Consider the following 25981-nt stretch of genomic DNA (forward strand, 5'->3'; position numbering starts at 1 on the left):
TTTCATTGTATTTACCTTCCTAAATCTATAATTTATATTATTTTGCTATTTTTTATTTGTCCCAATTAGATATAAAAAATTTTCCACAACTAAGAATGAACCAAAGACTAAATATTCTTCATTATCATTAATTGTGATTATATCTTCTTTTATTATATTTAATTTATCTATAATTTTTACTAAATTATTTCTAGGAACAATTCTTTTATCATCTACATTTATTATGATTATTTTATTTATTATAGGTTTTAAAATACTTAAAACTTTTTCATAATCTTTATCAGCATAAGAATTGTATATTAAAGTAATTTTTTTATCTTTAAATTCTTCTTTTAAAACTCTAGCTGCCAAAGGATTATGACCGACATCAATAGTTATATTTTTTGCTATTTTTTGACATCTTCCAAATAGTTCAACATCATCAAAATATTCTAAATGTAAAGGAATATTAAGTTCTTCTAAGCATTTTATTACAAGGTGTAAGTTTCGTTTTAAATATGTTGCAAAATTTTTATTTAAAGGATATTTATCAAAAATCTCAACTTTTTTGATTGTAATATTTTTATTTCTTTCTTCTTTTATTTGTTCTTTAACTTTTAATGCTGTTTGATAAACACTATTATGTATTTGATAACCAATTAACATTTTTTTATCAACTGAACGCATTTTTGTTTGAGCTATTTCTTCAACTGTATTTCCTAAAAAACTCATATGATCTAAGTCAATTGTTGTAATCAATGATAAATCATTTTCTACAACATTTGTCGCATCAAATTCACCACCAAGTCCTGCTTCTAGAACAAGATAATCACAATCTTTTGATAAGTAAAATGATAAAAGAGTTAGATATTCAAAATATGTAAGTTTTTCTAATAAGTTAATAGGATATAACTCTTGCAAAAATTTATGTGCAATTTCAAGTTCTTCATCGCATACATCACTTCCATTTATCCAAATACGTTCATTTAGTTTTATAATATGAGGAGAGCTATAGTGAAGTACTTTGTAATTAGCTTTATTTAAATAATGTGCTAAAAATCTTCCAGTACTTCCTTTCCCATTTGTTCCAACAATATGAATAACAAAAGGAAGAGTGATTTCTTTTGAAAGTAAGTCCCAAGAAGATTTTACAATTGTAAAATCTATCTTGTCGTAATAAAGAGTTTTAAACTCTAAAAATTGAGCTAATGAAGCTTTTTTAAAATCAACTAGCATTTATTATTTTTTAAATGATGCTACTGCAATTTTAGATAATACTTCTTCAAGTGCATCATCAGCAGCCTTGGCGATTGCATCAAAACGTTTTGTATCAGTAATAGTTGTATCATCTCCAATTGAGAAATCATTTTCACCATCAACTAAAAAAGATTTTGTAATATTATCTGCTTTTTTATGATATTTTACAGAAATATTTACTTTTGCTCTATAAACTTTATTATAACCTGAAACATCATATTGAAGTGTAGACATTGAAACTGATTGAATTCTTAAATCCATAATAGTATCAGCTAATTTCTCATCATATACAAGTTTTGAACCTATTTTTTGTATTAATAATTGATTCATTGAATCTTTAATTAATACAGCATTTCTTGGATCTTGTAAATCAATATATAATCGTACAAATACTTTTCCTGCAAGCTCTTTTTTCGCATAATAAGTACTAGGTTTATAACCACATCCACTAAAAGTGAAAAAACAAAGACTTAAAGTAAAAAGTACAAATAGTACTTTTTTAATAATATTTATACTTTTCATACTTTAATTATCCTTTTATTACTAAGTTTACTAATTTTTTTGGAACTACAATTTCTTTGATAATCTCTTTGCCTTCAATCCATTTTAATGAACTTTGTTTTGCAATAGCTAAAATATCTTCTTTTGAAGCATTTGGTTCTACTTCAATCTCACATCTTTTTTTACCATTAATTGTAACTGCTAAAGTAAGTGAATCCATTTGGAATACTTCTTCTTTTACTTCAATTTTATTATCAAAATTTTCTTTTTTGAATAATTCATTTGAAATTTCCCAACATGCATGAGGAATTATAGGTTCTAAGATATTAGATAAAATATAATATCCTTCTGCCCAAATTTGTTCATTTTTTTGAGATGATAAAGCATTTAAAGCTTCCATTGATGAAGCAATTAACGTATTAAATGTATATGTTTTATCAAATACTTCATTTGATTTTTGTAATGCTTCATATACTTTTTTTCTAGCATTTTTTTCATCTTTATCTAATGATTTATGATCAATATCTTTAAAAGTATTAATTCCATTTTCACTAACATTTGAAGCTCTTTCAAAGAACTTTTTGATAAATCTAAATGCACCGTCAACAGCTGAATCATTCCACTCTAATTCTTTTGTAGGAGGCGCAGCAAACATCATAAATAATCTTGCAGTATCAGCACCATATTTATCTACAATTAAATCAGGGTCAACTACATTACCTTTTGATTTTGACATTTTAGCACCATCTTTTAAAACCATCCCTTGTGTAAGAAGTCTTTTAAATGGCTCTTTTGAATTTGTATATCCTAAAGAGTTTAATGCTTTTGTAAAAAATCTAGAATATAAAAGGTGTAAAATTGCATGTTCTATTCCACCAATATATTGGTCAACATCCATCCAGTAATCACTATCAGCTTTAGAAATTCCTTCTGTTTCCCATTTTTTTGGATTTGTTGCATATCTTAAGAAATACCAAGAAGATTGTACAAATGTATCTAAAGTATCTGTTTCCCTTACAGCATCTTTTCCACATTTTGGACAAGATGTGTGCTTCCATGTAGGATGAGTATCTAAAGGATTTCCTTCACCTGTAATTTCTACATCTTCAGGTAATGCAATTGGTAAGTTTTCTATTTTTTCAGGAACTAAACCACAATCAGGACAATGTACAAAAGGAAGAGGAGCTCCCCAGTATCTTTGTCTTGAAACACCCCAATCTCTTAATTTGAAATTAACTTGTTTAATTCCTAAAGAATTTTGTTCAAAATGATAAAGAATTGCTTTTTTAGCTTTTGTATTTTTTAATCCTGTAAAACTTTCAGAATTAATTAATTCACCTTCACCTGTAAATGCTTCTGTTTGTTTTTCAATTATTCCATCTTTTCCTACAATAACTTGATTTATTGGTAAATCATATTGTTTTGCAAATTCAAAGTCTCTTTGGTCATGAGCAGGTACAGCCATAACTGCACCACCACCATAAGATGCTAATACAAAGTTAGCAACCCATACTGGAATTTTTTCACCTGTTAATGGATGCATTACATCAATTTCTAAAGAAACTCCTTTTTTATCTTGCGTTGCTCTATCTCGTTCACTTACTTTTTGCATTTTTTTAATTGCTTCAAGTTTATTATCTGGAAGTAATTTATGCTCTAATATATATTTTACAATTGGATGTTCAGGAGCTAATGCTGAATAAGAAATTCCATAAATTGTATCAGGTCTTGTTGTAAATACTAAATATTTAGAAAAGGCTCTATTTAATTTATTTTTAGAATCTTTTGATAATTCAAGTTTAAATTCTAAACCTTCACTTCTACCAATCCAATTTTCTTGCATTGTAAGAACTTGTGATGGCCAAGTATCTTTTAATCCATCTAAATCATCAAGTAATTCTTGTGCATATTTTGTAATACCAATATAATATCCAGGCATTTCTTTTTGCACAACTTCTGTTCCACATCTCCAACAACAACCCTCTTCAAGTTGCTCATTTGCTAAAACTGTTAAATCATGAGGACACCAATTTACTGTTGCTGATTTTCTATATAATAAACCTTCCTCAAACATTTTTATAATAAATTCTTGTTCCCATTTAGTATATAATTCATCAGAAGTTGCGAATTCTCTAGTTTCTGAGAATGATAAACCTAATGCTTTTAACTCATCTCTCATATAATCTATATTTTCATAAGTCCATTTTTTAGGATGTAATTTATGTTTAATAGCTGCATTTTCAGCTGGCATTCCAAAACTATCCCATCCAATTGGATGTAATACATTAAAATCTGACTTTCTAAAATGTCTAGCAAAAGCATCACCTAAACAGTAGTTTCTAACATGTCCCATATGGATTCTTCCACTTGGATATGGGAACATACTTAAAATATATTTTTTTTCTTTACTTTGATCATCACTTGGTTCAAAAGATTTATTTTCGCTCCAAAATTTTTGCCATTTATTCTCTATTACTTTTGCATTATATTCCATTAAAATTCATCCTTATCTTGACTCTTTGCGCTTTCTATTAATGCTAATGCTATTGAGAAAATATTTGCAACAATTGCACCAATAGCTAATGAAATTGCTAAAGATATATTATTCATAAAAGTTAAAACCATAAACGCCGGAATCAGATGTAAATCAGCAACTAATGAACTTGCTAGTAATTCAGCAGCAAGTAAATTTTTAACGCCTAGTTTTAAAATTGTAGATATTACATTTACTCCAGTTGCTATAAACAAAGCTATTTCATTTTGTTCATATAAAAAACCTGCAGTAGTTGTAAGAGACATTAGTGAGAAAAATATATAAGTTACTTTACCCCAATCCATTTTAATCCTTTTATAGCTTTACTTTTAATTTGTTCGTGATAATAGCTAAGTTTTGATAATAAATTGCTTTATAATCTGTCAATATAAGCTAAGCTTAGGTATGGAAGTTAGTTCATAAGTTTTTTATTTTTTATAGATATTAATATTTTTATAAATAAGTAAATAATAATAAATTTTAATATCAACTGAGAAATCATATAAAATCCAAAACCATCAATACCTATTTCAAATGGATTTAAATTATGAAGTAATAAATTAAAAGTTAAATCATGAGTAATAGCTAAATAAATACAAACCGAACCATATAAAGCTAAAGTTATAAATTGCTTTCTATGCATAAAAATAAAACTACAAATGCAATACCAAATAAATATAACAAATATAGCAGAAATCAATAATTCTTTATAAACACTCTCTTCCATATGAAAAATATAAGATTTTCCAATATCTAAATATTCATATTCTAGAATACTTGAAATAAGTTGAAGAATTATTATCCAAATAAAAGCTAATACCCAATCCTTACCATTATTAGATGTGATTTTATCAAAGGTGTTTTTATATATTTTTAGCTTATTAAAAAAAGGATTTTTCTCTTGCATTTGATCTCCAAAGTATTCATATAAATCAATATTTTTATTTTATATCAACTATTATTAAAAAGAGTTATTATAAACATAAAAAAAGGCTAAGAAGAAACTTCTTAGCCTTTTTATAAAAATTAGATTTAAAATACTTATATTGTACCTTGTTCGTACATTGCTCTCATTTTATCTTTTTCTTTTTGTCTTTTTAATTTACTTGCTTCTTTTGTTCTAAAATCATTAATTGAAAATTTTAGTTGAACTAAGAATGATGATGCGACAAATATTGATGAATAAGTTCCAACAATAATACCTACAAGCATTGTAAAGGCAAATCCATTAATAATCTCTCCACCAAATATGTAAAGTGTTGCAACAACAAAAAATGTAGTTAATGATGTAAGTGTAGTTCTTGATAATGTTTTACTTACAGATTCATTTACAAGTTTTTCTAAAACATCTTCTTTTGAACTTTGAACACTTTCTCTAACTCTATCAAAGACAATAATAGTATCATTTAATGAGTATCCTAAAAGTGTAAGAACAGCAGCTAAAATATCAAGATTAACTTCTATACTAAATAAACTAATTGCTCCAAGTGCAATTATAATATCATGTGCTAATGCTAAAATAGATGCAATTGCAAATCTCCACTCAAATCTAAACGATACATAAGCTAGAATTACAATCAAAGACAAGCCAAAGGCCATAAGACCTTTTTCTCTTAATTCTCCACCAACTTTTGGTCCTACAATATCAACTCTTCTGATTTCAAAATTACCAGTTGGTTTTAGAATTTTATGTATTTCATCACCAATATCATTTGTAATACTAGATGATGAACCTGTAATTCTAATTATTACTTCTTCAGCACTTCCAAATTCTGTAATTGTTGCATTTTTATAATCTGTTTGTTTTAATATATCTCGAATTTGATTAACTGGTGCTTTTTGTTCATATTTTGCTTGAACAATAGTTCCACCTTCAAAATCAATACCAAAGTTTACACCTTTTGTTAATAATAAAACAATTGAAGCAATAATTAGTAAAGAAGAGAAACCTAGGAAAGGTAATCTTTTTCCCATAAAATTATAAATTTTATCTGATTTAAAAAATTCCATTAGTTAACTCCAAACCATTTTTTTAAGTCTTTATCTTTTGATATTTTTCCAAGTAATGCTTCATAAATACCATGAGTACCTAAAATAGCAGTTAACATCGAAGCTAAAATACCAATAGAAATAGTTACAGCAAATCCTTTTATAGGTCCTGTACCATATGCATATAAAATCACGGCAACTAAAAGTGTTGTAACATTAGCATCTAAGATTGCTCTCATTGCATTTGAATATCCATCTTCAATAGCTTTTGTAACTGAAACACCTGATTTTAATAATTCTCTAATTCTTTCATTAATAATAACATTCGAATCAACAGCCATACCAACTGTTAATACAATTCCTGCCATACCAGGTAAAGTTAAAGTAGCTCCAAACATTGCCATAACAGAAATTATTATAAAGATATTTGTAATTAATGCAATATTCGCAATAACACCTGCACGTCTGTAATAAACTATCATAAAGAAAAATACAATTGCTAGACCTGAAATTAAAGCAATTAATGAAGCTTTAATAGAATCAGCACCCAAAGATGGACCAACTGATCTTTTTTCTAATAAATTAACTGAAGCAGGTAATGCACCTGATCTTAAAGCAATAGCAACATTTCCAGCTTCAACTAATGTAAATCCACCAGATATTTGTCCTGAACCACCACCGATTCTTTCTCTAATATTTGGTGCTGAATAAACTTTTCCATCTAAAACAACAGCTAGTCTTTTCCCTATACTTTTACCTGTGAAATCTCCAAATATTCTAGCACCTGTTGAATTTAATGTAAAGTTAATAATCGCTTGATTACTTTGATCAAATGCAACTTGAGCATCTATTACTTGAGAACCATTTAAAATAGGAATCTCTTTTACTAAATATTTTGTATTAGCATCTTTAGTATCTTCTAAAATTATATCACCATATTCAGAAGCTTGTGATCTTGAAAGAGTATAAACTTGATCAGCTCTTTGTTCATCAACTTCCATTAGTTCTAATTTTGCTGGTTTTGAGATTAATTCTCTTGCTGCTTTTTCTTCTGCTAATGTTTTAATACCAGGTAATTCTACAACTATATCAGTTGCACCTTGTCTTACAACAGAAGGCTCAGCAAGTCCAAATTGGTCAAGTCTATTTCTAATTGTTTCAACTGCTTGAGATACTGCTAAATCTTCTGTTTTAGCTATATCTGCAGCAGTTAATTTTAAAGTATATGATAATTCATCTTTTGAAATATCAAGACCTTTTATTTGCTTTAACATCTCATCCATTTTTGGAATTTCATCTTTGTCTAAAATAGTGAAACTAACACTTTCATTGTCAATAGATAAACCATCAATTAGTAAGTCTTCATCATCAGCATAATATTTTATAGATGTAGCAATTGTTTTGATTTTAGATGTTACTGCTTCGTTAGTATTTACACCAAGTCGCATATGAAGGCCACCTTGTAAATCAAGTCCTAGAGATATTTTTTTTCCACTGTCAGTTTGCATAAAAGATGGAATTGCAAAAGCAACACCAAAAATAATACTTAATGCAAAAATGACAAGTCTATAATTAAAGATTTTCAATCTTGGTCCTTAGTAAGGGGATTTTTATTTGAAGTATAAAACATGTAAGATAATTACATGTTTTAAATAATGAAATTTAGTCTTCTAAAAGTTTAGAAACGAATTCTTTAACAAGCTTCATTTCTGAGCCATCACTGTTTTTAACTGTAAGACTATCATCTGTTACAGCAGAAACTTCTACCATTAAGCCTCCATTTGTTACAATCTTATCACCCTTCTTTAAATTAGCAACCATTTCTTTATGAGCTTTCGCTTGTTTTTGTTGTGGTCTAATAATTAAGAAGTAAAATATTGCAAATAATGCAACAAGAGGTAATAATGAGCTTATTAAATCAGTACTTGAACTATCCATTAAATTTCCTTTCTATAAGTAGTTTATTATGTTTTTACTAAAACGCGATAATTTTAACAAAAATTTCATAATAAAAGGCTTGGCAACAGCTATTTTATCAAGTGCATTTATATACTTAAGCTATTTTAATATTGAATATAGATTAATTAATACTATTTTAGGCCTAGCAGGATTATATTTTTTACTTACAATTCCAAGAAAAGCAATGTTTTATGCAGGTTTTTTTATTGGTATTCTATGGTTTTATTGGATGGTTCTTAGTTTAAAATATTATGAATTAATCTATCTAACTCCAATTTTACTTCTTGCAATAGGCCTTGTTTACGGTTTAATATTTCTATTTTTTACAATATATGATAAAACCCACTTTAGATTATTTTTAATATTTGCTTTTACTTTTATTGCACCATTTGGTTTTAATTGGATGAAGTTTGAATTATTATTTATAGATTCTTATTTTGGTACTTCAAAAGAAGATTTTGCATTAATTTTAATTTCACTATATATGCTAATAAAATTAAAGAAAATGAAATTTTTATCAATCTTACCTCTATTTTTTGCACTCAATTTGCAAATTAATAATTCTAATAGTAATCCAAATGCAAGAATTTCAATGCCACAATTAAATATAGACCAAGATTTAAAATGGGAAAAGAATTATAGAAATACTATATATGAAAAGAATTTTGAGAAGATAAATACTGCAATTTCTAATAGAAAAGATTTAATAATCTTACCTGAAACAGCTTTCCCTACAGTATTAAATAGAAAAGATTTAATACTAAATAGATTAAAAGATAAATCATATAAAATTGATATTATTACAGGTTCTATATATTTAGAAAATAATCAATTTTTTAATGCTACATATTATATTTCAAAAGGTAATGTACAAATTGCTAAAAAACTAGTTTTAGTTCCCTTTGGTGAGGAAATACCACTTCCAAAATTCTTTGTAACTTTAATAAATGATATTTTTTATGATGGTGCACAAGATTATTCAAAAGCTTTAAAACCAAGTGATTTTGAAATAAAAGGACAAAAATTTAGAAATGCTATATGTTATGAAGCAACAACAGATAAAATTTTTGAGAATATTGGTGATATAAAATATATGATAGCCACATCAAATAATGCATGGTTTACACCATCAATTGAACCAACATTACAAAAATTATTACTTAAATATTATGCTAAAAAATATAATGTAACAATTTTTCATGTTGTAAATGGAAGTGAAAATACTATTATTAGACCTTAATATACTTATTTATAATTTTGTCTATAATTTCACTTTTATCTAAATTCTCATCAATTTGTAAATCTAAAGCAAAATCTAAAATCTCCTTAAACTCTTTTGAGGGTTTAAGTCCAAGCTTGATTAAATCACGGCCTAAAACAAATGGTTTTAATGCAGTATTTTCTATATTCAACTCTTTTGCTTGATTTAATAACCATGATGTTGCTTTTGGGCATTTTTCTTTATCTTCTATATCTCTACCTAGACAATCAGCTAAGCAAACTAAACATAAATCTTCAATATTAACTTTTAGAGATAATCTTTTTACAGCTTTTAATGAAGAGTTTGCTAAGTATAATTGAAATGGTGCTAAATGATTTTTAACTAATGGTAAAATTAAATCAACAAATTTTTTTTCATTTGTAAGTCTAGCCAAAAATGTTTTTGTAGGTTCAATTCCTAGACTTTCATGTTTATAAGATGTTATTTTTCCATTAATTTCATTTGAACAATAAGGCTTACCTAAATCATGGCAAAGTTCTGCATAAAAAAGATATAAAATTCTATATTCATCTTCTATTTCTTCTTCTTTTATTATTTTTGCCATTTCATCTAAAGTCATTAAGGTATGAATCCAAACATCACCTTCTGGATGATATTGCTTATCTTGTTTGCAACCTACTAAAGCTTTTAGTTCTGGAAAGTATTTTAAAACACCTAAGTCTTTTAATAAAGAAAATCCAATTGATGGTTTTTTTGATTTTAAAAAAAGTTTTTTGAATTCTTCATAAACCCTTTCTTTTGGGAGATATTTTAATTCATCATCTAAAACCATTTTTTTACAAAGCTCTTTTGTTTTATCATCAATTTCAAATTCAAATCTTGAAGTAAATTGAATTGCTCGATAAACTCTTAAAGGGTCTTCAATAAATGTATCATCATTTATATGTCTTAAAATATTATTCTTTAAGTCTTCAATTCCACTAAAAGGATCTAAAAACTCATTATTAATAAGATCATATCCAATTGAGTTAATAGTAAAATCACGTCTTAGGGCAGCTTCTTTATATGACAAACTTTCATTAGTACATACAATAAAATCTCCATGACCTATTCCAGTTTTTTTTTCTGTTCTTGCTAATGCAAAATCAAAATCAAAACCTTCTACATTTAAAGTTAAAACCCCAAATGATTTTCCTACTTGTTTAACATTACCAAATTTATTTAATGAATTTTCAATAGATTCAAGAGAGTTTATCCCAAAGATTTCAATATCATAATCTTTACAAGGAATATTTAAAAAACTATCACGAACACAACCACCTACTAAAATAGGAATAGCTCCTATTTCTTGTAGGTCAGTAATAATTTCTTCTAATACTTCAGGAATATTAGGCTTGGTTATGGATGTGAACATCTTGTTGAGGGTAAGGAATTGAAATTCCTTCTTTATCAAATCTTAATTTAACTTGTTCTGTTAAGGCAAATTTTACAGCCCAATAATCAGGAGTATTAACCCAAGCACGAACAACAAAATTAACAGAAGAATCAGCTAATTCTGAAACTGCAACTGTTAAACCTTTATTTTGAATGATTCTATCTTCACTTTCTAAAATATTAGTTAATAACTCTTTTGTTTTTTTAATATCATCTTCATAACCAATACCAACAAGTAAATCAACTCTTCTTGTAGGATTAGCATTTACGTTTACAATAGTCCCTGATGTAATTGCACCATTTGGAACAATCATTTTTTGGTTATCACCTGTAATAATAATTGAGCTAAATATTGATATTTCTTTTACACTTCCTGAAACACCAGCAACTGTAACAAAATCACCTACTTTAAAAGGTTTAAACATAATCAACATTACACCTGAAGCAAAATTACCAAGTGAATCTTTAAGTGCAAGACCAATAGCTAAACCAGCAGCCCCTAGTATTGCAAAGAAAGATGTAGTTTCTACACCAACTTTTGATAAAGCTGTTAAAACAACAACAATCATTAAAATATAATAAATTATACTTTCAAAGAATTTAACTAAAGTTACATCAATACTATTTGTTTTATTTAATAAAAGAACAACTACATTTGTAATTTTTCTAGCTATCCATTTACCAATAATAAATATTGCAATTGCAATAAGAAAATTAATTGCATAAGGTATAACACTCTGCACTATACCTTGTATTTTTTCCTGATCAAAATATTCGTTCATTTTTTATTTTCCTATTTATATTAATTTTTGTAATGTTGATACAACATCATCAATTGAAACTTCAATTTTTTCTGCTGTATTTTTTCTATCTACAATTTCTACTAATCCATCTTGTAATTTTTTACCAACTACAACTGCATAAGGAAAACCAATTAGTTCAAAATCACCCATTTTAAAACCAAATCTTTCTTTTTTTCTATCATCAATTATTGTTGAGATTCCTGCATTTTTTAAATCTTCATAGATTTTTAATCCTGCATTTAATTCATCTTCTTTTTTTGCACTAGATACAATTACATCAACCATAAAAGGAGTTGTAGTTTTAGTCCAGATACAACCTTTATCATCATGATTTTGTTCAATTACAGCTGCTACTAATCTAGAAATTCCAATACCGTAACATCCCATAATAAAAGATTGTGCTTTTCCATTTTGATCTAAAAATTTAGCATCCATTTCTTCACTATATTTATTTCCTAATTGGAAAATGTGTCCAGCTTCAATACCTTTAGTATACTCTAATTTTCCACCACAACAAGAACAAATATCACCTTCTTGAACAGCAATTAAATCAGCATATTTAGCATCTTTTAATAATGATAAATCTGTATTTACTAAATGATAATCTTCTTCATTAGCACCACATGCTAATCCTTTTTCATTTTCTAATTCACTATCAATTACAAATTTAATTCCTTCAGGTAAATTAAATGGTCCACAATAACCAGGAGTTAAACCTGCATCTTTTAGTTCATCTTCACTAATATCAGCTAATTCTAAAGCACCAATACTATTACAAGCTTTTGTTTCTTCTAATTCATCATCACCTCTTACAAAGAAAATAACAGCTTCGCTACTTTTTTCATAAACAGCTCTTTTCATTACTGCTTTAATATTTTGAGCTTTTGGAATATTTAAAAAGTTTGCTAAGTCTTCTATTGTTTTTAAATTTTGTGTTAAAACCTTTGACATAGATTCAGGTGCATCAGAATTTTCATACCAAGTAGGAACATCTTTTTTAGCTCTTGTAGCTGCTTCAATATTTGCACCATATTCACAATCAGGACATACAACAATAGTATCTTCACCTGAATCAGCTAAAACCATAAATTCTTTTGAACCGCTTCCACCAATAGCACCACTATCTGCATCAACAATTCTAAATTCTAAACCTAATCTATTATAGATTTTTTTATACGTTTCTTCCATAAGATTAAATTCTCTTACTAAATCTTCTTGTGAACTATGGAAAGAATAAGCATCTTTCATTAAGAATTCTCTTCCTCTCATAAGTCCAAATCTAGGTCTAGCTTCATCTCTAAATTTTAAATTTATATGATAAATATTAAGAGGTAAATCTTTATAAGAAGTAATTCTATTTTTTACAATATTTACAGCAGCTTCTTCATTTGTTGGTGATAGAACATACTCAGTACCTTTTCTATCTTTGAACTTAAGAAGTTCAGATCCCATTTGTGTAGAACGACCTGATTCATCCCAAAATGATAACGGTGTAACAAATCCCATTTGAACTTCATTACAACCTGCATTGTCCATTTCTTCTTTTACTATTGCTTTTATTTTTTCAAGAACGATTTTACCAAGTGGTAAAAAATCATAAATTCCAGCACCAGTTTGATTGATAAACCCACCTCTTATTAGATATTGGTGAGATGCTAATGAAGCATCTTTTGGAGCTTCTTTAGTTGTTGGCATAAATAATCTACTAAATTTCATTAATGTTTATCCTATTTTTAATTTTTTGATAAATGTTCACATTTATATTGTTCAATGTTTTCATCATTATCTAATTCAAACATATTTTGTATTGTTCCTACAACAATATCACATTCCATATTTTTAGAAATATTTTTTAATCTTTTTGAAGGAGTATGTAAATATTCAGTTATAACTGTTTGACAAAGTTTTCTTATATTTTCTTCATCTTCTGCTTTTATAAAACCTTTTTTTATTGCGTGTTCTACTTTTTTATCTATTACATTTTCAGCTTTTACATAAAGATTTTTTACAACAGGTTCAATATCTAAAGACTTTAACCAATCATAAAATTCTAAAGACATTTTACTTACTATTGAATATGCAGTTTTAGCTTGAGTTGCACGTAAACTCATATTTTCATTTACAATATCTTGTAAATCATCTACTGAATATATTTCTAAACCGTTTTTATTAATATCATCAATATCACGAGGTACTGCTATATCAAACCAATGTCTAGCAAAATTAACATCTGGTGTATTATTTTCTGTAATTATTGGATAAGGTGCAGAAGTTGCAGTTATCATAATAGGTACTTGACCTAATAATGTAGTTAAACTTTCATAAGGTGCAACATCAACATTTTGCTCAAAAGTATTTGCTAAAACTTGTGCTTTTTTAATATTCCGACTTGTTAAAATCACATCAAAACCTGAAGATAATAAGTGTTTAATTGTTAATTCACTCATTTCCCCAGCACCAATTACAAGTGCTTTTACACCCTTAGTATTTTTTATAATATCTTTGGCTTTTGCAACTGCTGTCGAAGCTACTGATACAGAACCTGTTCCTAATGATGTTGCATTTCTAACTGTTGCAGCACATTTAAAAGCATAATGCATAATTCTTGTAACACCTTGCGAACAATGACCTTTTGATTGTGAAAACCTAAAGGCATCTTTTAACTGTCCTACAATTTGCGTTTCACCAATTACTAGTGAATCAAGAGCAGAAGCTACTGAAAAAAGATGATGAACTGCACCATCATTATCATAAATATCTGCACGTTTATATAAAAGTGCATAATCAACACCTGAGTATTTAGATAACTCTTTTAAAATTAATTTTGCACTTGTATGTGCGTTTAAAGATTTTGTAATTATTTCAACTCTATTACAAGTTGATAATAAAACTGCTTCTTTAGTGAGATTATTCCCTAAAATTATTTTTAAAAACCTATCTTTATCCTCATCTGATCCAAAGGCTAGTTTTTCTCTCATTTCAATATCTGTATTCTTATGGGAAAAACTAATAATCAAATAACTCATCTAAAACTCTCTCTCAATCATAGCCTTCATTATAAAAATTAAAGTATCACTATTTTTTTCATTTTTTACTGCTTCTATTGCTTCATTTCCAATATCTTTAGCCATTTTAATTGAATCTTCTAAAGCATTTGTTTCGCTCATTTGTTTTTTAATCCAAGAAGATTCTTCTTCATTTAACTGTTTTTTATATAATTCTTCTAATTTTGATTTATCTTGTAATCTTTCATGTAATAAAAGATAAGGAATAGTAACTTTACCTTCAACAAAATCTAACATTGCAGGTTTACCTAAAGTTACACTATCTTGCGTAATATCTAAAATATCATCAATCATTTGAAATGCAAGACCTAAATTTCTTCCATAAAGTGCATATTTATCTTCATCTAAACCAGCTAAAATTGCTGCTGATTTTGCTGCTGCTTCAATTAATGATGCAGTTTTTTTATAAATCATATCATTATATTTTTCATATGAAGTATTAAAGCTATTTGTTAAATCAACATCTAACATTTCTCCAACACTTAAAAGTGTTACAGCATTAGAAACTGTAAAAGCAATTTTTTTGTCCATAAAAGTAAGCTGTGTAAAGGCTCTTGAATATAAAATATCACCAAACATAATAGATGTTTTATTATCATAAAGTGCATTCACAGAAGGTTTACCTCTTCTTGTATCTGACTCATCTATAACATCGTCATGTAAAAGTGAGGCTGCATGAATCATTTCAACAATTGCACATAATTTTATACTCTCTTCATTTACACCTGCAATTTTTAGAATAAGCTTAGAACGTAACATCTTTCCAGTTGCTAGTTTCTCTAAAAGTTCTAAACTTTTCTTATCATTACAATCTCTTACAAACTCTTTAATTTGACTTTTTACAGCTTCTAACTCTTCCACTTAACTTACCTTATGAATCTAATCTACAAATAATCTCACCCGTAAACTCAACGTATAAACCTTTTTTTACTGCGTTTACTTTTTCTTCATTATCAAATAAATATTGTTTAATAACTTGATTAATCTCAAAGTCTTCACCTTTCCCTTCAGAAAGCATCAACTCTAAAATTGCAACTTTTTCAATTACTTTATCCCATTCTTCATTTACAATATCTTCTGATGCTGTTCTACTTACATCAAAAAATTTTGATTTAGGACTTCCCATAAATATATCATCTTCATCTTCACTTAACCAATCATTAAAAACTGACATTTATTTTCCTTATTTTATTTATTTTATTAAATTTATTTATCTTCTAATCTAACTCTTACAGATTTTGCATGAGCTGTTAAACCTTCTGTATCAGCTAATAAAGCACAAGCTTCTCCAAGTTCATTTATAGCATTTTTTGAAAAGTTAATAATTGAACTTTTTTTCATAAAATTTTCTACATTTAATGGACTATAAAATTTAGCTGTACTTCCTGTTGGAAGTGTATGGTTTGGACCTGCTATATAATCGCCAATAGGTTCAGGAGTATTTTCACCTAAGAAAATTGCACCTGCGTGTTTAATATATGGTAATAATTCAAATGCATTTGCTGTCATTACTTCTAAGTGTTCTGGAGCAATTTCATTCATAAGATCTATTGCTTCTTCAATAGAAGAAGTCACAATAATAGCTCCTCTATTTTCAATAGAAGTTCTAGCAATTGTTTCTCTTTTAAGCGTTTTAAGATACTTTTCTACTTCAGTACTAGTTTCTTCTGCAATTTTTGCATCACTTGTAATCATAATAGAACTAGCCATTTCATCATGCTCAGCTTGTGATAATAAATCAATTGCTAGGTATTTTGGTTTTGCACTTGAATCTGCTAAAATTCCAATTTCAGAAGGTCCTGCAATCATATCAATATTAACTTCACCAAATACCAGTTTCTTAGCAGTTGCTACAAAAATATTACCAGGTCCTGTTATTACATCAACTTTAGAAATTGTTTGTGTTCCATAAGCCATAGCTGCAATCGCTGAAGCTCCACCTACTTTATATACTTTTTTAATTCCACAAAGGTGACATGCTGCTAATAATAATTCATTTACTTCATTATTAGGAGTTGGAGTACATACAACTATTTCTTCAACACCAGCAACAATTGCGGGAATTGCATTCATTAAAAGTGAACTAGGATATGCAGCTTTTCCACCAGGAATATAAAGCCCTGCTCTATCAACAGCTGATACTTTTTGACCTAAAATAGTTCCATTTGATTCAAAATCAACCCATGATTTAGGAAGTTGTTTTTCATGATATTTTTTAATTCTATCATAAGCAGTATGTAATGCTGCTCTTAATTTATCATCTATATTATTATATGCATCTTCCATATCAGAAGTTTTTATTAGAAGCTCAGTATCTTCTTTTACTTCCCATTTATCAAACTTTGAAATATGTCTTTTAAGAGCAATATTTCCTTCTTCTACAATTTCATCAATAATACCTGTAACAATTGAGGAAACACCTTTTATATCACTTTTTGCACGTGCAAGAATTCCATCAAACTCTTCTTTAAAATTTGAATCTTCTATATTAATTATTTTCATTTAAATTTGTCCTAATATCTCTTCAACAATATTTTCTAAGTCTTTATTTTCAACATCAATTACAATATCTGATACTCTTTCATAATCACTTATTCTTGAGTTATATAATTTTGTAGCTTCTTCTAGATTTTGTAATAATGGTCTTTTCTTTAATTTTTTTTCTGCATTAGCACAGGCATTAATTCTGTCTAAAATACCTTGAAATGAAGATTTTAAATAAACTATTTTCCCAATACTATTAATATTTTCTTGTTTATAAAATCCACCACCAGTTGAAATAATAGTATTTGAAACATTATTTTCCAACCAGAGAGCTGTTTTCTTTTCTAAATTTCTAAAATAAGGTTCACCATCAAGCTCAAAAATTTTTTTGATTTTCCGATTTTCCATACTTTCAATTAAATCATCAGTATCAATCGCAAACATCGAAGATTTTTTTACTAATCCTCTTGCAATTGTACCCTTACCAACACCCATAAAACCTATTAATATTATATTGTTCTTTTTCATAGTTAGCGATTATATCTAAAGTTATGTAAAACTTTTATATCTCTATTTATCATATTTGTATTTATATCTTTGAAGCATTGAAATGTTGCCTAATAATCCACCTTGATGGATATATAAAATATTTTTTTCTTTTTGCTTTAAATGCTTATTTACACATAACCATCCAAGACAATCATAAAGAAAATCAAATTCAATATTTGTCTGTTTTTTCAATTCTTTATGTATTTCATAAAACTCTTTATAAAGTTTTCCAAAATGGTATTTCTTATCCATTTTTAAAATTGTAGGATGATTTTGTTCTTCTAATTGTAAAAATTGTTTTTCTAAATACTCACTATCTCCAACACAAGCACAAGTAAGAACTTCAAAGGGTAGATATTTTTGTAAATATAAAGATGTAGTTCCTGTTCCTGATGGTAAAAAAATTTTTAGATTATCTTTATTTACTTGATTTGTTTGTTTTGCCCAAGATATAATCTCATCTGCTAATATTTTTATTCCATATTTAGCTTCTTTTAATGCTCCACCTTCTGGTATAAAAAGCGTATTTTCATCAAATTTTAATGGAATATCATTTTCAATAATATTCATGCCATTTTCTAAAGCCTCTTTATAATTACCTATTGGATTTTCTTTTATATATGAAGCAATATGATCAACATAATAATCAAACTTCCAGTTCCTAATTTTGCAAAGACAAGAAAGAGAATACATTGCATTTGATTGAGCAGAACCATGAGATACAACTTTTTTAATATTATTAAAATCATTTTGCAAAAAATAGTAAAACTTTCTAGCTTTATTTCCTGAAAAATTCTTATGTAATAAGTCATCTCGTTTTATAAAGAAGTTTTGATTGTTAAATGTGATTTGTTCTATTGGGGAATTTGTATAATTCATCCAAAATTGTACCATCTATTAACAAAGTTTTTGTACAATTAGGAAAAAATTATGGGGTAATTATGACATTAATGGATTATATTGATAAAGGTGGAATCATTGTTTATATTCTAATTGCACTTAATACAATTGGTTTTACAATAATTTTTTGGAAATTTTTCACACTTCCTAGAAAAAATGCAATGTTAGCAAAAATTAAAAATAAAATAGATTTAGATAGTAAGTCAACTATATTTTCACAAATAGAATATGAAGTTAAAAAGCTTGAAACTGGACTAACTTTAATAAAAAATATTGCGACTATTGCTCCACTATTAGGTTTATTAGGAACAGTATTTGGTGTATATAAATCTTTTGAAGCTATTACAAAAAATGGTTTAGGAGATCCTACTATTTTCTCAAATGGAATTTCAATTGCATTGATTACTACAATTGCTGGGTTAATAGTAGCAATACCTCATCAAATTGCATATAATCATTTTATTTCTATGCTTGATGGCATTGAGCTAAAAGCTAAAAAAGAAATAGTTGGTTCTAAATAATATGAAAAGAAGAGAAACATTAGGATTAGATTTAACACCTATTATTGATGTTGTTTTTATTCTATTGATATTTTTTATTGTAAGTTCTGTTTTTAAAAAAGAAGAATTAGCATTGATTCTTGACTTACCAAGCTCTAGCGCAAAAGAAATGGAAGTAGATAAAGATCAAGTTTTTATAGAACTTAGCTCTTCAAAACTTGCTATTAAAGGAATTGAAGTATCTTTTGAGTCATTAGAAGATAATTTAAAAGAAATTGAAAATAAAAGAAAATCTGTAATAGTAAGAATTGATAAAAAAGTTGAGTACCAAAGAGTTATTAAAGTATTAGATTTACTTCAAAAATATGATTTAACTAACTTGGCATTGATTACCAATGAAGATAAAGAATAGGAATACTCTTTTCCTATTTTTTATTTATTTATTTTTCTTCATCACTTAATTTTGCATATTCTTCATCTGTAAATATTCTAGAAACTGTTATAAACTGATAACCTAAATCTATTTCTAATGAAAAAGAGTTACCAAAAGCACCTTTTTCTTCTTTAACGTCTATAGTTATATGAGAATGTTTAAAGTATTTAAATTGATCTTCTGCCATATAAAACTCTACACCACAAATTTCACCTAATTTAATATTTCTAGAAGGCATATAAAAATCACTTTTTGCATAACACATTGGAGCAGAGCCATCACAACATCCACCACTTTGGTTAAAAACCAATTCACCATGTTCTTTTTTTAACTCTTCAATAACTTTAGCAGCTGCATTAGTTACAGCTAATCTTTCTATACTCATTTTAAATCCTTTTGTATTTTAAAGTATAACTAAAAAAAAAGGTATAGAAAATACTTTCTATACCTTTTTTATAATCTGTTTTAAGCTTAAGGCCTAAAAGAATCCTAATGCATCTTTTGAGTAAGAAGTTAAAATATTTTTAGTATGTCTATATGCATTTAATACCATCATATGAGTTTCTTTACCGATACCTGATTTTTTATATCCACCAAATGATGCATGTGATGGGTATAAGTGGTAACAATTTACCCAAACTCTACCAGCTTCAAGTCCTCTTGAAATGTTATGTAATTGATGAGCATCTCTTGACCATACACCTGAACCTAATCCGTAGATAGTATCATTTGCAATTTCCAATGCTTCTGCTTCATCTTTAAATGTAGTAACAGCTAAAACAGGTCCAAAGATTTCTTCTTGGAAGATTCTCATTTTATTATGACCTTTGAAGATTGTTGGTTGAATGTAGTTTCCATTAGGGAAAGTTTTATTATCATAAGCATCTCCACCAATTAAACATTCAGCACCTTCTTCTTTACCAATTTTGATATAAGAAAGAATTTTCTCTTTTTGAGAAACAGAACATTGAGCTCCCATTTTAGTTGCAGGATCCAATGGATTTTCTTGAGTAATAGCTTTTACTCTTTCTAATACTCTAGCCATAAATGGTTCATAAATTGATTCTTGAATTAATGCTCTTGAAGGACAAGAACAAACTTCACCTGAGTTAAATGCGAATAACACTAAACCTTCAATAGCTTTGTCAAAGAATTCATCATCTTTATCCATAATTGATTCCATAAAGATATTTGGTGATTTTCCACCAAGTTCAAGTGTAGAAGGAATAATATTTTCTGTAGCATATTGCATAATCATTTGACCAGTTGAAGTTTCACCTGTAAATGCAACTTTTCTAACTAATGGATGAGTTGTAAGGAATTTACCGATTTTCCCACCAGAACCATTAACAATATTAATAACACCTTTTGGTAATATATCTTGAATTGCTTCCATCATAATTAAAATAGCCATTGGAGTAGCAGATGCTGGTTTCATAACAACACAATTTCCAGCAGCTAATGCAGGTGCTAATTTCCATGCAGCCATTAATAATGGGAAGTTCCAAGGAATAATTTGAGCAACAACACCTAATGGTTCATGAATTTCTTCAGATACAGTAGTATTATCTAAATCACTAGTTGTACCAGTTTCCCCTCTAATTACTGAAGCAAAATATCTAAAGTGATCTACAACTAAAGGTAAATCAGCATTTAAAGTTTCTCTAACAGCTTTACCATTATCTAAAGTTTCTGCAACGGCAATATTTTCTAAGTTAGCTTCTATTGCATCAGCAATTTTATTTAATAATGTACTTCTTTCAACTATAGTAGTCTTTTTAAATTCTTGGAATGCTTTGTCAGCAGCAAGTACAGCAGATTCTACATCTTTTTCATTTGATCTAGGAACACTTGTTAAAAATTCTCCATCAACTGGTGAAATATTATCAATATATTCTCCACTTAGAGGCGCTACCCATTCTCCACCGATAAAGTTTTCAAATTGTTTTTTAAATTCTGGTCTAGTATATGCCATTTTTTTTCCTTTTAATTTATTAGTTTATAAAAACATATCCCTTATATAAGAGCTGATGTTTTTTGCTTAATGAAATTCTACTCCATTAAAATAGCATAATTATAGCTCAAATATAGCATGAGTATAGCGATACTTTTTTTTCTTGACATTTCCCTTATTTAGGTGCTTGAAGAAGAGTTTTTTTCTTTTAAATTTTTAATTTATATGATACAATATTTTATGAAAACATTTAATTATACGTATACAAAAGAACCTCTTGATGATTTAATTAATTTTTCTTTAATAAAAAAAGAGAAAAATATACTAATTCAAATCTTTTGTGGACATACAAAAGAAATTATGCAAGAAATAGTTACTAAACTATTAGAAGAGCTACCTCAAGCTATTTGTATTGGTTCATCAACAGATGGAGAAATTAATAATAGTAAAATCACTACATGTAATACTGTTATCTCTTTTTCTATTTTTGAAAATACTACTTTAAAAACAACTTATGTAAGAAAAAAAGACTCTTTCCAAAATGGAATTTCTATTGCTAAAGAATTATTCACAAAAGATACAAAATTACTTATATCTTTTAGTGATGGAGATAGAATGAATGGCGAAGCTTTTTTAAAAGGTATTCAATCTGTAAATGATAATATTATTGTTGCAGGAGGAATGGCTGGTGATAATGCAAACTTTACACAAACATTTGTATCTTCTCAAAATAAAATTATTACAAAAGGTGCAGTAGCAGTTGCCTTAGACTCTAAAACATTAAAAGTTTGTAATGCATATAACTTTAATTGGTCGCCAATTGGAATTGAACATACTATTGATAAAGTAGAAGCTAATAGAGTTTATGAAATTTCAGGAATGAAACCTTTAGATTTTTATGAAAAATATTTAGGTGAATATGTAGCAAAAGCTCTTCCAGCTACAGGAATTGAATTTCCTTTAATTGTAAAAAGGAATGGTTTACCTATTGCTAGAGCTGTAATAAATAAACATAAAGATGGTAGTCTTAGTTTTGCTGGAAATTTATATGAGGGTGATGTTGTAAAACTAGGATTTGGTAATGTTGAACTTATTATGAATAATCCTTTAGAATCTTTATTTGATACTTGTAATATAAAAAATACACAATCTTTTTTTATTTATTCATGTATGGCAAGAAGACGATATATGCCAAGTATGGTAGATATTGAGATAAAACCTTTTTCTCAAATTGCTCCAACTTCTGGTTTTTTTACTTATGGAGAGTTTTACCATAATAAGGGGAATAATGAATTATTAAATCAAACACTTACTATTGTAGCATTAAGTGAAGTTGAGAATAATGATTATAATCTTAAAACATCATGTGAACTTGAAAAATCTACACAAGCAATTTCAGAACACGCAAGAAGCTTACAAGCGTTAACACATTTAATACAACAATCATCAAAAGATTATAGTGAACAATCACAAGAATTAGAAGAAGGCAAAAAATATGTACAAAATCTTCTTGATTCTCAAAAACAGTTTTTAAAATATGCTGTTCACGAAACAAATACGCCATTATCAATTATAATGGGAAATGTTGAAATGTATGAAATGGAGAATGGCAAAAATAAATATATGTCAAATATAGAAGTTGCTATGAAAAACATATCTAGTATATATGATGACTTAAGTTATTTGATTAAGAAAAATCAAGTAAATGAAGCAACACATCAAATAAATTTAGTTGATTTTGTAAGATCAAGAATTGATTTTTTCTCACAATCTGCTATTAAATTTAAATCAAAATTTGAATTTTCATCACAAAGAGAAATTATTATATTAAATTTTAATGAAATAAAACTGCAAAGAATAGTAGATAATAATCTTACTAATGCAATTAAATATTCATTACCAAATGAGCTAATACGAGTTAAAATGAATGTTATAAATAAAGAATGTCATTTAATAATAGAGAGTAAATCTAAACAAATATTAGATCAACAAAAAATATTTGAAGAATATTATAGAGAACAAATAAATGACCAAGAAGGCTTTGGTCTTGGATTAAACTTAGTAAAACGTATTTGTAGTGAAGAAAATGTAGGTATACAATTAGAATCAGGTATAAATTGGGCCTCATTTACATATATATTTAAGGAAATAAAATGAAAATATTACTATTAGAAGATGATGCAATGTTAAATGAAATGATAGGTGAATATTTAACATCAACAGGACATGTAGTAAGAAGTACTAGTACAGGAAGAGATTGTTTACAAATATTAGATAATGAAAAATTTGATTTATTAATCCTAGATATTAATTTACCAGATATAAATGGATTTACAATATTAGAAACATTACACGATCAAAAAAGAGTTATACCAACTATATATATATCTGCATTAATTGAAATAGAAGACATTTCAAGAGCTTTTGATATTGGTTGCCATGATTATTTGAAAAAACCTTTTCATTTAAAAGAATTAACTATTAGAATAAATAAAATTTTAAAAACAACTATTGTTCCTCAAAGACATAAACGATTATCAAAAAACTATAGCTATGATAGTGAGACTATGACTTTATTATTTAACAATGAACCTCATATTTTACCAAAAAGACAAATACAAATTATAGAACTACTAGCTCATAATAGAAGCTTAGTAGTTCAATATGATATGTTTAGAAACTATGTATGGAATGATGATTTTATTGATAATGCTACTATACGAGCTGAAGTAAATAGAGTTAAAAAAGTTTTAAAAGAAGATTTTATTAAAAATATCAGAGGAAGTGGTTATATGGTGGAAAGACCAAATTAGGTCTTTTTAACACTCTTCCCACTCAAACTTAGAAATATTTTTATCAAGAGAATTAAATTCAATTCCTATAAGATAAATATCTTTATTATGATTAAGGTATTTTGTTGCATATTTTTTATCTTTAATCTGCTCTAATGCATTTTCTTTACCATCTACTTTAAACTCAATTATAAAAATTGCATTATCCATAATAATAGTTAAATCAATTCTTCCTTTACTTGTTACATCTTCGCCTATGATATTTAAGCCTAGAGATTGTAGGTAAACATATATTACACTTGCGTAAAAACCTTCGTATTGAGATATATTATTTTTTGCGTAATTGTTATATGGTATTGATGAAAATATTGATATTAGAGATTCTTTGAAGTTTTGTATATTTTTATCTTCTAATGCTTCATAAATATTATCTTGTGTATTAATTCTAGTAGTTATATTACTAGAAACAAAATAATCTATAATATAATCACTTAAAGAAAGTCTTACTTCCTTATTTGGAACTTTAAGATAATACCAAAATCCTCCTCTTGGTTTTTCCACTACTTTATCAATAGTCAAATATCCACTTTGATATAAAATCACTTCTAAATCTAGGTTTTCTATATCAAAGCTATTTAGCAATTTTTCATCTACTTTTAGATTTGAAAGATTTGGTAAGAAATAATTTTGTTCTTTGATTAATTTCATTAAAAATGTTGGTGTTCCAGTTTCAAACCAGTAGTTACTATATTTGTGTTTCTTTGCAATAAATAATAATATATCAAAAGGATTATACATATCACTTTTTAGGAAGTTATAGCCATTGTACCAAGTCTTTAGCATTTGCATATCTACACCTTTTAAATATGCTTTGAATGTTGTTTCTACATCATTTTGAGAGTATCCACAAATATCTCCATAATCTTCATCAAGACTAATATCTACTATATTGTTTAATCCACTAAATAATGACGTTTTAGTAAACTTGCTTACACCTGTTAAAAATGCAAATCGTAAAAACTCATCACTTCCTTTTATAACACTATATAAATCAAGTAGTCTATTTCTTATGTCTTTTGCAAGTTCTGGATTTTCTATATTATCTAAGATTGGTTTATCATATTCATCTACTAAAATCACTACTTTTTGTTTATACTTTTCATTTGCTTTTATTATTAATTCTCTAAAGCATCCTGATACACTACCTTTTTCTTCACATTCTATATTTAAGTTCTTTTGATTTTCTTTTAATGTACGAATAATAGCTTCATTTATTTCTTCTTTACTCTTACATTTACCATTTGCAAAGTTAATATGAATAACAGGATAACTTACCTTCCAATTCCATTGATTTTCTATTGCTAAGTCTTTAAAGTATTCTTTTTTTGCTTCAAAGATGTTTCTTAAGGTATCTAAAAAAAGGCTTTTCCCAAATCGTCTTGGTCTTGATAAAAAGATATATTTATAGTTATCTATTAAATCAAATGCTATTTGTGTTTTATCAATATATACATAATTATCTTCTCTTATTTCACTAAATGTTTGTATCCCTATTGGTAATTTTTTCAATTTCATTTATAGCCCTTTATATTATGCTTTACTTATTTATATTGTATCTATCTTTCAT

Annotated in this window: 25 protein-coding genes; 5 read left to right on the forward strand and 20 right to left on the reverse strand. The window is 27.1% G+C overall.

Going from position 1 to position 25981, the window contains the following annotated elements; genetic code table 11:
• Positions 1 to 45: 45 nt before the first annotated feature.
• The 8 genes from D9T19_RS06405 to yajC form a co-directional block, all read right to left on the reverse strand.
• Complete coding sequence (locus D9T19_RS06405) at positions 46 to 1215, reverse strand: Mur ligase family protein (protein ID WP_121627403.1); 1170 nt, start codon at positions 1213 to 1215, stop codon at positions 46 to 48.
• Positions 1216 to 1218: 3 nt separating this feature from the next.
• On the reverse strand, positions 1219 to 1758 hold the full coding sequence (lptE, locus tag D9T19_RS06410; RefSeq protein WP_228197975.1) for an LPS assembly lipoprotein LptE: 540 nt from the start codon (positions 1756 to 1758) through the stop codon (positions 1219 to 1221).
• A 7-nt stretch (positions 1759 to 1765) separates the two neighbouring features.
• Positions 1766 to 4231, reverse strand: coding sequence for a leucine--tRNA ligase (gene leuS / locus D9T19_RS06415; RefSeq protein ID WP_121627404.1), 2466 nt, complete (start codon positions 4229 to 4231; stop codon positions 1766 to 1768).
• Positions 4231 to 4575: a DUF6394 family protein gene (locus tag D9T19_RS06420; protein ID WP_121627405.1), complete on the reverse strand. Its 345-nt coding sequence runs from the start codon at positions 4573 to 4575 to the stop codon at positions 4231 to 4233. The genes leuS and D9T19_RS06420 overlap by 1 nt, the downstream gene beginning before the upstream one ends.
• Positions 4576 to 4682: 107 nt before the next feature.
• Entirely contained in the window at positions 4683 to 5177 is a 495-nt protein-coding gene (locus D9T19_RS06425) for a hypothetical protein (RefSeq protein WP_121627406.1), read from the reverse strand.
• A gap of 134 nt (positions 5178 to 5311) precedes the next feature.
• Positions 5312 to 6280, reverse strand: a complete 969-nt coding sequence (gene secF / locus D9T19_RS06430; RefSeq protein WP_121627407.1) for a protein translocase subunit SecF — start codon at positions 6278 to 6280, stop codon at positions 5312 to 5314.
• On the reverse strand, positions 6280 to 7845 hold the full coding sequence (gene secD, locus D9T19_RS06435; RefSeq protein ID WP_121627408.1) for a protein translocase subunit SecD: 1566 nt from the start codon (positions 7843 to 7845) through the stop codon (positions 6280 to 6282). Before secD ends, secF begins: the two co-directional genes overlap by 1 nt.
• Positions 7846 to 7921: 76 nt before the next feature.
• Positions 7922 to 8197 (reverse strand): preprotein translocase subunit YajC, encoded by a 276-nt coding sequence (yajC, locus tag D9T19_RS06440; RefSeq protein WP_121627409.1) that lies wholly within the window; start codon positions 8195 to 8197, stop codon positions 7922 to 7924.
• 28 nt (positions 8198 to 8225) lie between these two features.
• Between yajC and D9T19_RS06445 the strand changes: the two genes are divergently transcribed.
• Positions 8226 to 9458 (forward strand): apolipoprotein N-acyltransferase, encoded by a 1233-nt coding sequence (locus D9T19_RS06445; protein ID WP_121627410.1) that lies wholly within the window; start codon positions 8226 to 8228, stop codon positions 9456 to 9458.
• Here the strand turns inward: D9T19_RS06445 and D9T19_RS06450 are convergent.
• The 9 genes from D9T19_RS06450 to D9T19_RS06490 are packed head-to-tail and all read right to left on the reverse strand — an operon-like array spanning position 9448 to position 18654.
• Positions 9448 to 10854 carry a CCA tRNA nucleotidyltransferase gene (locus D9T19_RS06450; protein WP_121627411.1) on the reverse strand — a complete coding sequence of 469 codons (1407 nt, stop codon included), beginning with the start codon at positions 10852 to 10854 and terminating at the stop codon, positions 9448 to 9450. The two genes, D9T19_RS06445 and D9T19_RS06450, sit on opposite strands and share 11 nt — an antisense overlap.
• A complete protein-coding gene (locus D9T19_RS06455; RefSeq protein WP_121627412.1) occupies positions 10829 to 11656 on the reverse strand; it encodes a mechanosensitive ion channel family protein in 828 nt (275 codons plus the stop codon). Before D9T19_RS06455 ends, D9T19_RS06450 begins: the two co-directional genes overlap by 26 nt.
• Positions 11657 to 11671: 15 nt before the next feature.
• Complete coding sequence (locus tag D9T19_RS06460) at positions 11672 to 13393, reverse strand: proline--tRNA ligase (protein WP_121627413.1); 1722 nt, start codon at positions 13391 to 13393, stop codon at positions 11672 to 11674.
• Between the two features lie 17 nt (positions 13394 to 13410).
• Positions 13411 to 14703, reverse strand: a complete 1293-nt coding sequence (hemA, locus tag D9T19_RS06465) for a glutamyl-tRNA reductase (protein ID WP_121627414.1) — start codon at positions 14701 to 14703, stop codon at positions 13411 to 13413.
• Positions 14704 to 15603, reverse strand: a complete 900-nt coding sequence (locus D9T19_RS06470; protein ID WP_121627415.1) for a polyprenyl synthetase family protein — start codon at positions 15601 to 15603, stop codon at positions 14704 to 14706.
• A gap of 10 nt (positions 15604 to 15613) precedes the next feature.
• Positions 15614 to 15916: a DUF2018 family protein gene (locus D9T19_RS06475; RefSeq protein WP_121627416.1), complete on the reverse strand. Its 303-nt coding sequence runs from the start codon at positions 15914 to 15916 to the stop codon at positions 15614 to 15616.
• Between the two features lie 32 nt (positions 15917 to 15948).
• On the reverse strand, positions 15949 to 17244 hold the full coding sequence (gene hisD / locus D9T19_RS06480) for a histidinol dehydrogenase (RefSeq protein ID WP_121627417.1): 1296 nt from the start codon (positions 17242 to 17244) through the stop codon (positions 15949 to 15951).
• Positions 17245 to 17754 carry a shikimate kinase gene (locus D9T19_RS06485; protein ID WP_228197976.1) on the reverse strand — a complete coding sequence of 170 codons (510 nt, stop codon included), beginning with the start codon at positions 17752 to 17754 and terminating at the stop codon, positions 17245 to 17247.
• A gap of 42 nt (positions 17755 to 17796) precedes the next feature.
• Positions 17797 to 18654 (reverse strand): 1-aminocyclopropane-1-carboxylate deaminase/D-cysteine desulfhydrase, encoded by an 858-nt coding sequence (locus tag D9T19_RS06490; protein WP_121627419.1) that lies wholly within the window; start codon positions 18652 to 18654, stop codon positions 17797 to 17799.
• A 62-nt stretch (positions 18655 to 18716) separates the two neighbouring features.
• Between D9T19_RS06490 and D9T19_RS06495 the strand changes: the two genes are divergently transcribed.
• Both D9T19_RS06495 and D9T19_RS06500 read left to right on the forward strand, forming a co-directional pair.
• On the forward strand, positions 18717 to 19196 hold the full coding sequence (locus tag D9T19_RS06495) for a MotA/TolQ/ExbB proton channel family protein (protein ID WP_121627420.1): 480 nt from the start codon (positions 18717 to 18719) through the stop codon (positions 19194 to 19196).
• Position 19197: 1 nt separating this feature from the next.
• On the forward strand, positions 19198 to 19587 hold the full coding sequence (locus tag D9T19_RS06500) for an ExbD/TolR family protein (protein WP_121627574.1): 390 nt from the start codon (positions 19198 to 19200) through the stop codon (positions 19585 to 19587).
• Between the two features lie 28 nt (positions 19588 to 19615).
• On the opposite strand, the gene D9T19_RS06505 is transcribed toward D9T19_RS06500, so the two are convergent.
• Positions 19616 to 19993 carry a DUF779 domain-containing protein gene (locus D9T19_RS06505; RefSeq protein WP_121627421.1) on the reverse strand — a complete coding sequence of 126 codons (378 nt, stop codon included), beginning with the start codon at positions 19991 to 19993 and terminating at the stop codon, positions 19616 to 19618.
• Positions 19994 to 20086: 93 nt separating this feature from the next.
• Positions 20087 to 21583: an aldehyde dehydrogenase family protein gene (locus D9T19_RS06510; protein ID WP_121627422.1), complete on the reverse strand. Its 1497-nt coding sequence runs from the start codon at positions 21581 to 21583 to the stop codon at positions 20087 to 20089.
• Between the two features lie 219 nt (positions 21584 to 21802).
• On the opposite strand from D9T19_RS06510, the gene D9T19_RS06515 reads away from it, so the two are divergent.
• Complete coding sequence (locus D9T19_RS06515; protein ID WP_121627575.1) at positions 21803 to 23719, forward strand: FIST N-terminal domain-containing protein; 1917 nt, start codon at positions 21803 to 21805, stop codon at positions 23717 to 23719.
• On the forward strand, positions 23716 to 24375 hold the full coding sequence (locus D9T19_RS06520; RefSeq protein ID WP_121627423.1) for a response regulator transcription factor: 660 nt from the start codon (positions 23716 to 23718) through the stop codon (positions 24373 to 24375). Before D9T19_RS06515 ends, D9T19_RS06520 begins: the two co-directional genes overlap by 4 nt.
• Before the next feature lie 6 nt (positions 24376 to 24381).
• Here the strand turns inward: D9T19_RS06520 and D9T19_RS06525 are convergent, their stop codons facing one another.
• A complete protein-coding gene (locus D9T19_RS06525) occupies positions 24382 to 25929 on the reverse strand; it encodes an ATP-binding protein (protein WP_121627424.1) in 1548 nt (515 codons plus the stop codon).
• Positions 25930 to 25981 lie beyond the last annotated feature (52 nt).

Origin of the sequence: Poseidonibacter antarcticus (assembly GCF_003667345.1) — a bacterium.
GTDB classification, from domain to species: Bacteria; Campylobacterota; Campylobacteria; order Campylobacterales; family Arcobacteraceae; genus Poseidonibacter; species Poseidonibacter antarcticus.